The sequence below is a fragment of the Parapedomonas caeni genome, from assembly GCF_041060555.1.
Taxonomy (GTDB): domain Bacteria; phylum Pseudomonadota; class Alphaproteobacteria; order Sphingomonadales; family Sphingomonadaceae; genus CAUJIW01.
In genome coordinates, this window is the sequence record NZ_JBEUDS010000041.1 from 1 (window position 1) to 13361 (window position 13361).

Consider the following 13361-nt stretch of genomic DNA (forward strand, 5'->3'; position numbering starts at 1 on the left):
TGCAAACTCCACCATAACGATGAACCCGGTGGCCACCAGCGACGCCGCATTCCGGGGTGGGGCATGCCCCACCCCGGAATACACCATCGCCTACACCGGAAATTACACCACGAGCGCGGACGCTAACAAAATTGCGGCCGCGCCCCTGATCGGGCGCGGCCGCTTGGTGTCGGCTCCGGTGCGCCCGCCGCTCGGGCAGAGCGGGGGCGCTTGGAGGCGTGTCAAGAGAGGGCGTCGCACCATGCCGGTTCAACAGGTGTTTACCGATCCCGTGAGCAGGGTCGCCGTTGGCGATAAGCACGCACCAAGCGGCCGGGATCTTCCACCGTGGCGCTGACATGCCCCGCCGTCCATCTAGGGCGGCGCGCTGCCGGACTGCCGCATCATGTCAGTGTGGCAGAGTTCAGGCGATGAGAGCGGACACGGTTTGAGCTGGTCCGGCCGGATAGGCGGCATGGGTTTGGCAGTGCGGGGTCGCCACAGCATTCCATCCTCGCATCGGCGCGACCGCATGGCCTCTCGATTGGCTTGATCTAACCGGGGCCGGCTTCGCCTTGCTCGGCCTGGCGCAACGCCGCCGCGCGGCTTTTTTCCGCCGCCTTCGGCTTTGCATCGCGAAACAAAAAAGCCGCGCGTCGCCATCCTCCGCTGTGCTCCGGCCGCAAGCGGTGCGCGTCCGATCATCCCCGCTTCACCGATCGCCATCGAGGCCGCGGCAGTCGCGGTCCGAAAGCGAAAGGAACTTCGACATGGCGATCATCGGCACCTTCACCCAGGCGGACAACGGCACCTTCACCGGCACCATCACCTCCGCGACTCTCAAACTCAAGGCGACTCTCCGCCCCATCGACATCGAAGGCGACAAGGCGCCCAACTACCGACTCCTGGTCGGGACGGTCGAATGCGGCGCAGGTTGGAAGAAGACCAGCCGCCAAGAGCGCGACTACATCTCGGTCAAGTTCGACGATCCGACCTTCCCGGCGCCGATCTACGCCACCCTGTCCGAGACCGACACCGCTGGCGAATACGCGCTCATCTGGTCTCGCTGACCCCCAACGGCGCCCCCGCTCCACCTGAGCGGGGGCGCCTTGTCATGCCTCTTCTGGGCCATGAGAGACGGACGGGCTGGAGGCCCGGCATCGTCTGTGAGGTGCTTGGGGCGCTGCCCCCAGCGCCCTTCGGAGCGGCTTCCGCCCAGCTTCCTCCACGCGCGAGCGCGTTCCGTGCAGCCGGTTCCCCGCGAAGCCGCCCACTCCGGTTGCACCCCCGGTCTCGCCGACGGGCAGGGTTTCAGCGCGGCGCTCCGCTGCGCGGAAACCCAAGCCCAAAGGAGGCCAAAATGCACTACCAGCTTGCCACTCGGTTCGGTCGCAACGCCCATCAGATCAGCGGCCGGGAGCCGCTCGATAACGAGGCGCTGTATCGGCACGTCCCGTCAATCTTCGCCCGCGAGGCGCACGACAGCCGTTCGGATCGCTATGTCTATGTCCCCACCATCGACATCGTAGAGGGGCTGCGTCGGGAAGGATGGTCGCCGTTCTTCGCGGTCCAGTCCGTTCCGCGCGACGGCAGCCGCCACGGCCACGCCAAGCACATGCTGCGCCTGCGCCGGGATGACGGCATCGGCAAGCCCGAGGCCGCAGAAGTCATCATCGTGAACAGCCATGACGGGACCAGTGCCTATCAGATGTTCGCCGGGATGCTGCGTTTCGTCTGCACCAACAGCATGATCGCGGGCGAGCGGTTTGAGGAGGTGCGCGTTCCCCATAAGGGCAACATCGAGCACGATATCATCGAAGGCGTTTACACCGTCGCCGAGGACTTCCCCCGGCTGATCGACGCCAGCGAGTCGATGAAGGCGATCCAGCTTTCGCCGGATGAGCAGCGCTTGCTCGGCGAGGTTAGCCTTGTTGCTCGCTATGGCGACGACGAAAGCCCGATTCGGCCCGAGCAGATCATTGAGCCGCGCCGCCGCGAGGATGTAGACCGCAGCCTGTGGACCACATTCAACGTCATTCAGGAGAATGTCGTTCGTGGCGGGTTGCATGGCCGCAAGCGCAATGCGGAGGGCCGTATCCGCCGCGTGCAAACCCGCGCCATCAACGGCATCGACCAGAACGTGACGCTTAATCGCGCGCTCTGGACGCTGGCTGAGGGGATGCAGCGCCTCAAGGCCGCCTGACTGTTCCCCGCCGCAGGGCCGGAGTTCCGGCCCTGCGGTTTTGCCGCTTGCGCGCCGATCCGCTGCGCCGGATCGGCAGCGGCCGCGCGTCCCAAAGGTCCGCGCGGCCGCATGGGCGCGCTCACCGGGCTGGCGCCCGGCTCGCGGTGGGTAGTGGTAAAATCCCCAGCGCTGCCTTAAAAGGGCGATGGGCTGCTACGCGGCAGCCTGGGGTGTGGAAACCCCACGTTTAGCGGTTCGGCACCGGCCGTAACGGTGCCGCAATCCTTGACCACGCGGTCGGGGAGCCTGTGACGTATGTCCAGGCGCTCCGGTGCTAAAGGTCACAGGAACCGTCTAAACGCGGTTTTCCAACTCCCCGATCAGGGTTCAGGAGCTGTTTGCGGGGGCGCACCGCAAACCAGCAGCCCCTGTGAGTGTGCAGTAGGCAATGCAGATTCCGCGCGCAATTATGCCTGGCAAGCACGTCGAAAATGCTCGGCATTGTCCTATTGGTTAACGCGGACGGGAAGCCAAGGGCATGGTGGTCAAGATGAGATTCGATGATCGGGCGCCCGATTCACCACAACTCACCAGCTATGACGAAGGTCATCTGGCAGATTATCTGCGCTTGCTCGACGCCGACGCCGATGGGGCCGATTGGCGCGAGGCTGCGAGGCTGATCTTCGGCATCGACACGACCGCCGAGCCGGATCGCGCGAAGACGATGCACGACTCTCACTTGGCCCGCGCGCGGTGGATGACTGAGGTTGGCTACGCTCATCTGCTCGGCTGTCAGCGCCCGCTAAACTGTTAAGATTTAACTCCAATCTGGATCGAGTTCCGGGGGTAATTGCTCCGCTCGCACGGCATGGTTGTGCGCGATCTTCGCCCTAGCAAACGTCAGTGGCGACCGGGATGTTCGGTGCTCCGAAATCCGCGCGAGGCGCGGTGGGGAGGATGCAATGCCGACGCCGCCTGGGCGTCGCCAGCGACGCGCCGGCGGAATGTCCGACGCGCTCGGGCGCGCCGATCTAGCCGCGGAGTTCTTGCGGCGGAACCGCACCTACCGCGCCGAACATACGCAGATGCAAGAGCGCATCGACGAGGGCGCCGTCGCGAAGAACGCCGCCGAATTGGCGTTCGCGCGGCGCTGGGGGTTATCCTTTCGCCACGGCGCCGGATGACCTCTCGGAGCCGGTCGTCTGGCGCCCGGAGCTGACCGCTGTCACGGTCATTCTCGACGCTGCGCCGGAGGGATTCAAGACCGCCGCTCCGGTCGATCCTCGCGCACTCGGGGCGCTGCTCGCCGACCTGGCCGGGATTGAAGGCCGCCACGTCATCGTCGCCGACGCGGCCGGCGAGCATCGACTCTGGCTGCGCGATGCGACCCCCGGCCGGCCGCTCGCGGCCATCATCCCGCTTGACAAGGATTTCCCCACCCGGATCGCCAGCTTGCTGCGTTTCCACCGCCGTCTGCTCGGCCGCGCTGCCGGGCCGCTGCCGCGCGGCTGGCCGCTTACCGCCTACCGGCTCGCCCGGCTCGACCTGATGCTCCGCGCGCTCGACCTGCGTGATGCCGGAGCAACCTATCGCGAGATCGCCGCCGAGCTGGGGCGTGACGACGCGAACAAACTATCCGCGAGCGACTGGAAGATGTCGGCCTCGCGCTCGTTCGTCGTGCGGCTGGTCCGCGACGGCATCGCCATGATGAACGGCGACTACCGCAAGCTGCTCCGCATCCGCTGATCCCCTCCCCGCTGCCACCCCGCGCGTGGGGGGGGTCACATCCGCGTAGCCGCACATCTTCATACCCCACCCAGCCGCCTCCGTTCTGACAATTACGCCTCCTGCCGCCACCGCCCGCAGGAGTCGTCACTTGTCCGATACGCCCACCAACCTGCCGCCCCGCTTCCTGCGCACGCCGGAAGCCGCCCGCTTCCTCGGCCTCTCAGGCCGCACCCTTGAAAAGCACCGTTATTTCGGCACCGGCCCGGCCTACCGCCGGATCGGGGGCCGGGTGGTCTATTCGGTCGATGACCTGCGCGCCTGGGCCGATATCGGCATCAAGCATTCGACCTCCGATCCGGGGCAGGACGACCTCATGCCGCGCGCGGATTCGGCCATCGCCCGGAGCCGGCGATGACCGTCCCGCCGTCGCCCATGCGCCACCGCCAGCCGTCCGATGACGGCATGACTCGCGTCGAACTGACGTGGATCGAGAAGCGGATTGAGCACTGGATCAGGTTCGGCCGCGTCGCCGTTGACGAGATCGTCGATCGCCGCCGCCGCATCGTCCGCTTCCGCCCCGGCGCCATCTTCGCGTTCGTCCGCTGGGCGGCGAACGACTACGGCACGGTAAGCTCGCGCATCGACATCGTGCGCGCGGTCGGCGCGGGCGAGCCGTTCACGACACTGCCATTCGTGCGGCCGGGCGGCGACATCCTGCTCAAGATCGAGGGCTGGCCCAAGGTCAGCCAGGTGCTCGCCGCGATCGACGCGGCCGAGGCGGCCGGCGTCGATCCGTGCGACGCCGCACCCGATCATTGGCGACACGTCGCCAACCGCATCGCCGCCGGACATCAGCCGCGCCCCTATACGCTGGAGCGCCATCGCGCCTGGCTCAAACGCCGAGAGATCGAAGGATGACGCCCCGTGGATGGACCATCGCGACGGCTTCCGCCGCGTCGGTGTTCGCCGTGTCGTTCACTGCCGTCGCGATATTCGACCCGCTGCCGCGCGTCATCTGGAACGCCAGCGCCAGCGCACCGCTCGGCCTCTACCGGATAGAGCCCGACCGCGATCCCGCCGTCGGCACGCTGGTCGCCGTTACGCCGCCCGCGCCGCTGGCGCGGTGGCTGGCCGAGCGCAGCTATCTTGGTGAGCGTGTGCCGTTGTTGAAGCATGTCGCGGCCAAGCCGGGGCAGTTTGTGTGCCGGATCGGCGCCGTCGTGAGCGTCGATGCCCGGCCGGTCGCCGTTGCCCTGGCGCGTGACGGACGAGGCCGCTCGCTCCCCGTCTGGCAGGGCTGCCGCACGCTGCGCGGCAGCGAGCTGCTGATGCTCAACCCCGATCACGCGGACAGTATGGACGGCCGCTATTTCGGCCCGCTGCCGGCCTCGACCGTGCTCGGCCGCGCCGTCCCGATCCTCACCCGCGACACCCCCAACGCGTCGCTCGTGTGGCGCTGAACCCGCTCATCCCTGCCAACCCAAAGGAGAGTCCCATGCAGATCGGCAGCTTCTTCCGCACCGCCAACGGTTACGAAGGCATCATCGAGACCGCGACGCTCGACATTCGCATCTCGATCGTTCCGGCCGAGCCGAGCGACGCCGACAATGCGCCGAACTGGCGCATTCATCGCGGCGACGGCGGCGAAGGCCCAGAGATCGGCGCGGGCTGGAACGAGACCGGCGAACGCGCCGGCGATTACGTCTCGCTGCGCATCGACGATCCCGCCTTAGCCCAGCCGCTCCGTGCCGCGCTGTTCCAGACCACGGGCGACACGTCGGCCTGGTCGCTGCGCTGGAACCGCCAACCGAAGTCGCGCGAGCAGGACTGATCCGGTGCGCTTTTCCATCATCCCTTTGTTCGCGGGAAAGCCGTCTCATCCCTCCGTCCCGCTCGGTCGCAGACCGGCCGGGGCGCGCAGCGGAGGTCAAAGGCGGCCGCAGGCCGGCGCGGCGCGCGCACCCTTGAGCGTAGCGAGCACGCTGGCAGGCTGGCGGCGGAGCGGAGTCGGATCGGCGGTGGCGTTGGCCGTCGCGCTGATGTCCGGCGGCGCTGCGCCGGTCGCGGCAACGGCGCAGGATTTGCCGGCCGCACGATCGGCGGCGGCTCATCCATATGCCGGTCATGTCGCCGAGGCCGCGCGGCGATTCGGCATCCCCGAAGGGTGGATATGGGCGGTGATGCGCGTCGAGAGCGGCGGCAACTCCCGCGCCGTTTCGCGTGCGGGTGCGATGGGATTGATGCAGATCATGCCCGCGACCTGGGCCGATCTTCGCGCGCGATATGGCCTCGGCGCTGACCCGTTCGACGTGCGAGACAACATCATGGCGGGCGCGGCCTATCTGCACGCGATGCACGACCGCTACGGCAACGCGAGCGCGATGCTGGCAGCCTATAATGCCGGGCCGGGCCGCTACGACGATTACCTGTCGCGCGGCCGTCCGCTGCCGCCCGAGACGGTCGGCTACCTAGCTCAGCTCAGCGCCGTTGTCGGCCCATCGGGCGCTGCGGAGATGGCGGTGAGCGCACCGCCTGATCCGTTCGCCTGGCGCCGCGCCGCGCTGTTCGTCCGCACCGCGAGCGCCCCGTCCGAAGCCGTTTCCGTGCAGTCAGATGGCGAGGAGCCCGCGTCGGAGCTGCCAGCCGATGGGCCGACATCCGGTGACGTTCGCTCCGCAGCTTCGCCTTCGAATGAGCCGGAGGACACGCTGTTCGTGCCCCGCGCCCGCGCGGGCCGACTGCAATGATTTGCGCGCTATCCCCATCATCCGTCCCGAGCAGGAAAGTGGCTGGGGAGGGAGAAAACGACAGGGACAGACGAGGGCAAGATATAAGCCGCACCCCGCTTCGCCGAAAAGCCAAGGCTTTTCCGTGGCTTCACGCGGGGGCGTCGGTCGGCGCGCGTGCCGCGCGGAAGGGAAAAGCAAGCAAAATCAACGTCTCGGATGGCACCACGGGCCATTTACGGCCGAAAGCGGCCCGGCCGTGAGCGAGGACAACGAGTTTCGCATCCGGCCCGGCAAGGCCAAGCGCGGCAAGGCGCAAGGCCGCAACGCCCGTGGCCTGGTGGCCGAGGTGCTGCGCGTCGCAGCGATCCACAGCGGCGGCCGGCGCACCGGGGGCGGCCCGCGCCGAGGTGGCCAATCCAGTTTCGGCCGGGGACGCACCGCGTTTGCCCGCAGCCGGCTATTCGGTTCGGGCCGCCGAGTGATGGTGAAGGCGCTGCCCGTGAGCCATCGCAGTCGCGGCGGCCGGCGCATGGCGCCGCTGTCCGCGCACGTCGCCTATTTGAAGCGCGAAGGCGTCACCCGCGACGGTTCGCCGACGCGCATGTTCGACGCCGAGTCCGACCGGGCCGATGACCGTGCCTTCGCCGATCGGTGCAAGGACGACCGGCATCATTTCCGCATCATCGTATCGCCCGAGGATGCGGGCGAGCTGACCGACCTGCGCGAATATACCCGCGACCTCGTGCGCCAGATGGAAGCGGACCTGGGGACGCGGCTCGATTGGGTCGCGGTCGATCACTGGAACACGGACAACCCGCACGTCCATCTGCTCGTGCGCGGCGTCACAGACCAGGGCGCCGATCTCGTCATGGCGCGCGACTATATCAGCCACGGCCTGCGCTCGCGCGCCGAGGAGCTTGCCTTCGCCGAGCTGGGGCCGAAGCCTGAGCATGAAATCCAGCGCGCGCTTGACCGCGAAGTGACTGCCGAGCGCTGGACGCGGCTCGATACCGAGATCGGCCGCGCGGCCGACGAGCTGGGCGTCATCGACCTGCGAACCGAGCGGCCCGGCCCGGATGATCCGCGCCTCCGCCGGCTGATGGTCGGCCGTTTGCAACACCTTGAGACGATGGGGCTCGCCGCCGAGGGCGAGCCGGGCCAATGGGCGGTCGCCGAGGGCGCGCAGGCGAAGTTGCGCGAGCTGGCCGCGCGCGGCGACATCATCCGCACCATCGGCCAGGCGCTCAAGGATCAGGGGCAAGATCGGCCGCTCGACAGCTATGTCGTGGTGAGCGGTGCGCCGGAGAAGCCGATCGTCGGCCGGCTCATCGACAAGGGTTTGCACGATGAGCTGACCGGCACCGCCTATGCCGTGATCGACGGCACGGACGGCCGCACGCATCATGTCCGCTTACCCGGTATCGAGGCGCTGGAGCACAGCCCCAAGCTCGGCGGCATCGTCGAGTTGCGCGCGATCGGCAAGCCGGGCGAGGAGCGGCCGACGCTCATCCTGGCAACGCGGTCGGACCTCGATCTCGCCGCGCAGATCAAGGCGCCCGGCGCGACCTGGCTGGACCACCGCCTGATCGAGCGCGGCGCCGGGGTCGCGGACGGCGGGTTCGGCGCCGAGGTGCGCCGGGCGATGGACACCCGCGCCGACCACCTCGTCAAGGGAGGGCTCGCGCGCCGGTTCGGCGAACGGACGGTATTCGAGCGCGGTCTGATCGATACGCTGCGGCGGCGCGAGCTGGACTCAGTTGGCGCAAGGATCGCGGGCGAGACCGGGCTGACCTATCGGCCGACGCAGGCCGGCGAGAAGATCGCCGGTGTCGTGCGCCAGCGCCTCGGACTAGCGTCCGGCCGTTTCGCCATGATCGACGACGGCCTCGGCTTCCGCCTCGTGCCCTGGGCCAGCGCCCTCGAACAGCAGCTCGGACGCCAAGTCTCCGGCGTCATCCGCGACGGCGGCGGGCTCGACCTGATGATGGGCCGCAAGCGCGGCCTCGGCCTCTAGCCAGCGCAGGGAGACAAGCATGTCCGCGACGAAAATCCTATGGGGCCAAGTCATCACCGTGTTCATGATCGTGCTCGCCGGCGTATGGGGCGCGACGCAGTGGACCGCCGCCGCGCTCGCCTATCAGCCCGAGCTTGGGCCACCGTGGTTCATTGCCTTTGGCTGGCGCATCTATCCGCCGCCGGCCTTCTTCTGGTGGTGGTTCTCGTTCGACGCATACGCGCCAGCCATCTTCAAGATCGGCGCGTTCATCGCCGCGTCGGGCGGGTTCGTGTCGATCGCCGTCGCCATCGCCATGTCGGTTTGGCGCGCCCGCGAGCTGAAGAACGCCGAGACCTACGGCTCGGCGCGCTGGGCGAGCGAGAAGGAAGTCCGCGCCGCCGGGCTGCTCGGCGCCGATGGCGTTGTGCTGGGAAGGCTTGGCCGTGACTATCTGCGCCACGATGGCCCCGAGCATGTGCTGTGCTTTGCGCCGACCCGTTCGGGCAAGGGCGTCGGACTGGTCATACCGTCGCTGCTGACCTGGCCGGGCTCCGCGATCGTCCACGACATCAAGGGCGAGAACTGGCAGCTCACCGCCGGCTTCCGCTCGCGGCATGGCCGAGTGCTGCTGTTCGATCCGACCAACGCCGCGTCGGCCGCCTACAACCCGTTACTCGAAGTGCGGCGCGGCCAGTGGGAGGTGCGCGACGTGCAGAACGTCGCCGACGTGCTGGTCGATCCCGAAGGCAGTCTCGAGCGCCGGAACCATTGGGAGAAAACATCGCACTCGCTGCTGGTCGGCGCGATCCTGCACGTCCTCTACGCCGAGCCGGACAAAACCCTCGCCGGGGTGGCCTCGTTCCTCACCGATCCGTCGCGCACGATCGAGCAGACACTTGCGGCGATGATGGCGACGCCGCACCTGGGCGAAGCCGGCGTGCATCCCGTCGTCGCCAGCGCAGCACGCGAGCTGCTGAACAAGTCGGACAACGAGCGATCGGGCGTGCTCAGCACCGCCATGTCGTTCCTCGGGCTCTACCGCGATCCTATCGTCGCGCAGGTCACGCGGGCGTGCCAATGGCGCATATCGGATCTGGTGGAGGGCGAGCGGCCGGCGACGCTCTATCTGGTCGTGCCGCCCAGCGACATCTCGCGCACCAAGCCGCTCATCCGCCTCATCCTCAACCAGATCGGGCGCCGGTTGACCGAGGAACTGACCCCGAAGGGCAACCGCCATCGCGTGCTCTTGATGCTCGACGAGTTTCCCGCGCTCGGCCGGCTCGACTTCTTCGAGTCCGCACTGGCGTTCATGGCGGGTTATCGCCTCAAGGCGTTCCTGATCGCGCAATCGCTCAATCAGATCGAGAAGGCATACGGGCCGAACAACGCGATCCTCGACAACTGCCATGTCCGTGTGAGCTTCGCCACCAACGACGAGCGAACAGCCAAGCGCGTATCGGACGCGCTCGGCACCGCGACCGAGATGCGCGCGATGAAGAACTATGCCGGCCATCGCCTGTCGCCGTGGCTCGGGCATCTGATGGTGTCGCGATCCGAGACCGCCCGCCAGCTCCTCACCCCCGGCGAGGTCATGCAGCTCCCGCCAGACGATGAGATCGTGATGGTAGCAGGCGTCCACCCGATCCGGGCGAAGAAGGCGCGCTACTTTCAGGACCGCCCCTTGTCCGAGCGGATCATGGATACGCCCAAGCCGATCGCAAGCGCGGCACGTCCCGATGACTGGACCGGCCGCGCCGCCGCCGCCGACCCGGCCGACGTGGCGCGGATCGTGCGGGCGCAGGAGGACGCGGCCAATGGCGGCCTGCGCCGCGAGCCCGAACTGCCCGAGCATGTCGCCATCGCGCCCGAGACATCGCCGCCGCCGGCGCAGGAGTTTGCGATCGTCGATGACGAGCAGGACGACGCGGCCCGGCAGGCGGCCGTGCGTCGCCGGATGCAGGGCCTCGCGCGGCAGGCGTCGCTCGACCCCGGCGACGGCATCGAACTGTAGGAGGTATCGATGCGAACCCGGCTCAACGTCTATTTCCCGCCCGCGCTCGCCAAGCAGGTTGACGAGTTGGCGATCCGGCGGCGCATCTCGCGCTCGGCGATCGTGGAGGCGGCGGTCGCGTCCTATCTGTCGCCTGACGGCGCCGACCGAATGGAGGCGGCATTCGCCCGTAGGCTAGATCGGCTGTCGCGACAGGTGCAGCGGTTGGAGCGCAACACGGGCCTCTCGACCGAAGCACTGGCGCTGTTCGTCCGATTTTGGCTGTCGGTGACGCCGCCGTTGCCCGACGAAGACCAAGCCGCGGCGCAGGTCAAAGGTCGCAAGCGCTACGAAGGCTTTATCGAGACGCTCGGTCGTCGCTTCGCCAGCGGCAAGAGCTTGCTCGACGAGATTCCCGAAGACGTATGGCCAAAAGCGGCAAGTGATTCGGAGTAAGTAGCGCCGCGACTAGGCGCTGAGGCGGAAGGCCGATCCGCACTCCGTAAGTATCTGCCGCCGCCTCTACTACGCCGCCAGCTTACTGTTGCTCACGGCCCGTTTCTGCCTCTCTTGATGTGCCCCGACAGCCGGGCGGCGGTTCGCCCGGCTCATTTGAGGGGCCGATCCTTGACCGTCCATCCCATCCGTTCCGAGGCCAAGACGCGCGGCGCGCGGATGCTGCGCACCGCGCTCGGGCCTTCGATCGCGGCCTGGCTGGACGACCCCGCCGTCATCGAAGTGATGCTCAATCCGGACGGCCGGCTATGGCTGGACCGGCTCGGCGAGGGGATCAGCGACACCGGCGAGCTGCTGAGTGCGGCGGACGGCGAACGTATCGTCCGCCTGGTCGCGCACCATGTCGGCGTCGAGGTCCATGCACGATCACCGCGCGTCTCCGCCGAGCTGCCCGAAGGCGGCGAGCGGTTCGAGGGGCTGTTGCCGCCCGTCGTCGCCGCGCCGGCCTTCGCGATCCGCAAACCCGCCGTCGCTGTGTTCACGCTCGACGACTATGCGGCCGCTGGGATCATGTCGGCGGTCGATGCCGAGGCGCTGCGCCACGGCGTCCAAACCCGCGCCAATATCCTCGTCGCAGGCGGCACGGGCGCGGGCAAGACTACGCTGGTCAACGCGCTGCTCGCCGAGGTGGCGAAGACCACCGATCGCATCGTCCTAATCGAAGACACGCGCGAGCTGCAATGCGCCGCGCCCAACCTCGTCGCCATGCGGACCAAGGACGGCGTGGTGTCGCTGTCCGAGCTGGTCCGCTCGTCGCTGCGCCTGCGGCCGGATCGCATCCCCATCGGCGAGGTGCGCGGAGCGGAAGCGCTCGACCTCATCAAAGCCTGGGGCACCGGCCATCCCGGCGGCGTCGGCACGATTCACGCCGGCACCTCGCTCGGCGCGCTCCGCCGCATGGAGCAGCTCATCCAGGAGGCCGTCGTCACGGTCCCGCGCGCGCTGATCGCCGAGACCATCGACCTGATCGCCGTGCTGGTCCGGGACGCCCACGGGCGCCGGCTGACCGAGCTGGCCCGCGTCAGCGGGCTCGACCCGGCCACCGGCGATTACCGACTCACTCCGCTTTCCACCACCCAACCGGGAGACCTGCCATGATCCATGCCCTTCGGCGTGGCGCACGCCGCGCCATGCTCGCCGCCACCGCCAGCGTGACCGCGCTCACCGTCTCGGCCCCGGCCCATGCGGGCGGATCGTCGATGCCGTGGGAAGCGCCGCTGCAATCCATCCTCGAATCGATCGAGGGGCCGGTGGCGAAGATCGTCGCGGTCATCATCATTATCGTGACCGGCCTGACCCTGGCGTTCGGCGATACGTCGGGCGGCTTCCGCCGCCTGATCCAGATCGTGTTCGGCCTCAGCATCGCGTTTGCGGCCAGTTCGTTCTTCCTCAGCTTCTTCAGCTTCGGCGGCGGAGCGCTGATCGCGTGACCGGCGCGGGCGATCCTGTCGAGCCGATCCCCGGCTATTTCGCGCCGGTCCACCGGGCGCTGACCGAGCCGATCCTGCTCGGCGGCGCACCGCGGTCGCTCGCTATCGTCAACGGCACGCTGGCGGGCGCGATCGGTCTCGGCCTGCGCCTCTGGATCGCCGGCCTGGTCATCTGGGCCATCGGCCATGCGATCTCGGTCTGGGCGGCGCGGCGCGACCCGCAGTTCGTCGATGTCGCCCGTCGCCACCTCCGTTTCCCGACATGGATGCAGCCATGATGAGCTTGCGCGAATACCGCCACAAGGCGGCGCACCTCGCCGACTTCCTTCCCTGGGCCGCTCTGGTCGGCGAAGGCCTCGTTCTCAACAAGGACGGGTCGTTCCAGCGCACCGCCCGTTTCCGCGGCCCCGATCTCGATAGCGCCACGCCTGCCGAGCTGGTCGCCACCACGGCGCGGCTCAACAACGCGCTGCGGCGTCTCGGCTCGGGCTGGGCGATCTTCGTCGAGGCGCAGCGCAGTCCCGCTCTCGACTACCCCGATTCCGATTTTCCCGATCCGGTCTCGGCGCTGGTCGATATGGAGCGGCGCGAACAGTTTCGCGAGGAGGGCGCGCATTTCGAGAGCCGCTATTATCTGACGCTCTTATGGATGCCGCCGGCCGAGGAAGCCGCGCGCGCCGAGTTAGCGTCCGCGCTCGTGGTGTAATTTCCGGTGTAGGCGATGGTGTATTCCGGGGTGGGGCATGCCCCACCCCGGAATGCGGCGTCGCTGGTGGCCACCGGGTTCATCGTTATGGTGGAGTTTGCA

16 protein-coding genes and 1 pseudogene are annotated in these 13361 nt (G+C 68.2%); all 17 read left to right on the forward strand.

Annotation, left to right across the window (positions count from 1 at the left end):
- Positions 1-749: 749 nt before the first annotated feature.
- The gene (locus tag ABU113_RS16530; protein ID WP_454560578.1) at positions 750-1049 is read left to right on the forward strand and encodes a DUF736 domain-containing protein; all 300 of its coding nucleotides are present in this window, start codon (positions 750-752) and stop codon (positions 1047-1049) included.
- 290 nt (positions 1050-1339) lie between these two features.
- Complete coding sequence (locus ABU113_RS16535) at positions 1340-2182, forward strand: DUF932 domain-containing protein (RefSeq protein ID WP_066687069.1); 843 nt, start codon at positions 1340-1342, stop codon at positions 2180-2182.
- A 520-nt stretch (positions 2183-2702) separates the two neighbouring features.
- Positions 2703-2978, forward strand: a complete 276-nt coding sequence (locus ABU113_RS16540) for a DNA -binding domain-containing protein (RefSeq protein ID WP_188236326.1) — start codon at positions 2703-2705, stop codon at positions 2976-2978.
- Positions 2979-3126: 148 nt separating this feature from the next.
- Positions 3127-3348, forward strand: a complete 222-nt coding sequence (locus ABU113_RS16545; RefSeq protein ID WP_188236325.1) for a transcriptional regulator domain-containing protein — start codon at positions 3127-3129, stop codon at positions 3346-3348.
- Between the two features lie 49 nt (positions 3349-3397).
- The gene (locus ABU113_RS16550) at positions 3398-3910 is read left to right on the forward strand and encodes a DUF2285 domain-containing protein (protein ID WP_454560581.1); all 513 of its coding nucleotides are present in this window, start codon (positions 3398-3400) and stop codon (positions 3908-3910) included.
- A gap of 130 nt (positions 3911-4040) precedes the next feature.
- Positions 4041-4307, forward strand: coding sequence for a helix-turn-helix transcriptional regulator (locus ABU113_RS16555; RefSeq protein ID WP_015459426.1), 267 nt, complete (start codon positions 4041-4043; stop codon positions 4305-4307).
- Positions 4304-4810 carry a DUF2840 domain-containing protein gene (locus ABU113_RS16560; RefSeq protein ID WP_188236324.1) on the forward strand — a complete coding sequence of 169 codons (507 nt, stop codon included), beginning with the start codon at positions 4304-4306 and terminating at the stop codon, positions 4808-4810. The genes ABU113_RS16555 and ABU113_RS16560 overlap by 4 nt, the downstream gene beginning before the upstream one ends.
- Positions 4807-5352: a S26 family signal peptidase gene (locus ABU113_RS16565; protein WP_188236323.1), complete on the forward strand. Its 546-nt coding sequence runs from the start codon at positions 4807-4809 to the stop codon at positions 5350-5352. The genes ABU113_RS16560 and ABU113_RS16565 overlap by 4 nt, the downstream gene beginning before the upstream one ends.
- A 35-nt stretch (positions 5353-5387) precedes the next feature.
- Positions 5388-5723 (forward strand): DUF736 domain-containing protein, encoded by a 336-nt coding sequence (locus ABU113_RS16570; protein WP_188236322.1) that lies wholly within the window; start codon positions 5388-5390, stop codon positions 5721-5723.
- Between the two features lie 187 nt (positions 5724-5910).
- Positions 5911-6639: a lytic transglycosylase domain-containing protein gene (locus ABU113_RS16575; RefSeq protein WP_411157929.1), complete on the forward strand. Its 729-nt coding sequence runs from the start codon at positions 5911-5913 to the stop codon at positions 6637-6639.
- Positions 6640-6877: 238 nt separating this feature from the next.
- The gene (locus ABU113_RS16580; protein WP_454560579.1) at positions 6878-8635 is read left to right on the forward strand and encodes a relaxase/mobilization nuclease domain-containing protein; all 1758 of its coding nucleotides are present in this window, start codon (positions 6878-6880) and stop codon (positions 8633-8635) included.
- Between the two features lie 19 nt (positions 8636-8654).
- The gene (locus ABU113_RS16585) at positions 8655-10628 is read left to right on the forward strand and encodes a conjugal transfer protein TraG (protein ID WP_454560580.1); all 1974 of its coding nucleotides are present in this window, start codon (positions 8655-8657) and stop codon (positions 10626-10628) included.
- Positions 10629-10637: 9 nt separating this feature from the next.
- The gene (locus tag ABU113_RS16590) at positions 10638-11063 is read left to right on the forward strand and encodes a ribbon-helix-helix domain-containing protein (protein WP_053555780.1); all 426 of its coding nucleotides are present in this window, start codon (positions 10638-10640) and stop codon (positions 11061-11063) included.
- A gap of 171 nt (positions 11064-11234) precedes the next feature.
- Positions 11235-12221, forward strand: a complete 987-nt coding sequence (gene trbB, locus ABU113_RS16595; protein ID WP_053555779.1) for a P-type conjugative transfer ATPase TrbB — start codon at positions 11235-11237, stop codon at positions 12219-12221.
- Complete coding sequence (locus tag ABU113_RS16600; protein WP_053555778.1) at positions 12218-12553, forward strand: TrbC/VirB2 family protein; 336 nt, start codon at positions 12218-12220, stop codon at positions 12551-12553. The genes trbB and ABU113_RS16600 overlap by 4 nt, the downstream gene beginning before the upstream one ends.
- Complete coding sequence (locus tag ABU113_RS16605; RefSeq protein ID WP_053555777.1) at positions 12550-12831, forward strand: VirB3 family type IV secretion system protein; 282 nt, start codon at positions 12550-12552, stop codon at positions 12829-12831. The genes ABU113_RS16600 and ABU113_RS16605 overlap by 4 nt, the downstream gene beginning before the upstream one ends.
- Positions 12828-13235, forward strand: a pseudogene (locus ABU113_RS16610) (conjugal transfer protein TrbE); the annotation flags it as partial. The gene ABU113_RS16605 and the pseudogene ABU113_RS16610, both read left to right, overlap by 4 nt.
- Positions 13236-13361 lie beyond the last annotated feature (126 nt).

What these genes read in the sequence shown, in the direction of transcription:
- ABU113_RS16530 (WP_454560578.1), top strand. Translation starts at nt 750, where the DNA reads ATGGCGATCATCGGCACCTTCACCCAGGCGGACAACGGCACCTTCACC.
- ABU113_RS16535 (WP_066687069.1), top strand. Translation starts at nt 1,340, where the DNA reads ATGCACTACCAGCTTGCCACTCGGTTCGGTCGCAACGCCCATCAGATC.
- ABU113_RS16540 (WP_188236326.1), top strand. Translation starts at nt 2,703, where the DNA reads ATGGTGGTCAAGATGAGATTCGATGATCGGGCGCCCGATTCACCACAA.
- ABU113_RS16545 (WP_188236325.1), top strand. Translation starts at nt 3,127, where the DNA reads ATGCCGACGCCGCCTGGGCGTCGCCAGCGACGCGCCGGCGGAATGTCC.
- ABU113_RS16560 (WP_188236324.1), top strand. Translation starts at nt 4,304, where the DNA reads ATGACCGTCCCGCCGTCGCCCATGCGCCACCGCCAGCCGTCCGATGAC.
- ABU113_RS16565 (WP_188236323.1), top strand. Translation starts at nt 4,807, where the DNA reads ATGACGCCCCGTGGATGGACCATCGCGACGGCTTCCGCCGCGTCGGTG.
- ABU113_RS16570 (WP_188236322.1), top strand. Translation starts at nt 5,388, where the DNA reads ATGCAGATCGGCAGCTTCTTCCGCACCGCCAACGGTTACGAAGGCATC.
- ABU113_RS16585 (WP_454560580.1), top strand. Translation starts at nt 8,655, where the DNA reads ATGTCCGCGACGAAAATCCTATGGGGCCAAGTCATCACCGTGTTCATG.
- ABU113_RS16590 (WP_053555780.1), top strand. Translation starts at nt 10,638, where the DNA reads ATGCGAACCCGGCTCAACGTCTATTTCCCGCCCGCGCTCGCCAAGCAG.
- ABU113_RS16600 (WP_053555778.1), top strand. Translation starts at nt 12,218, where the DNA reads ATGATCCATGCCCTTCGGCGTGGCGCACGCCGCGCCATGCTCGCCGCC.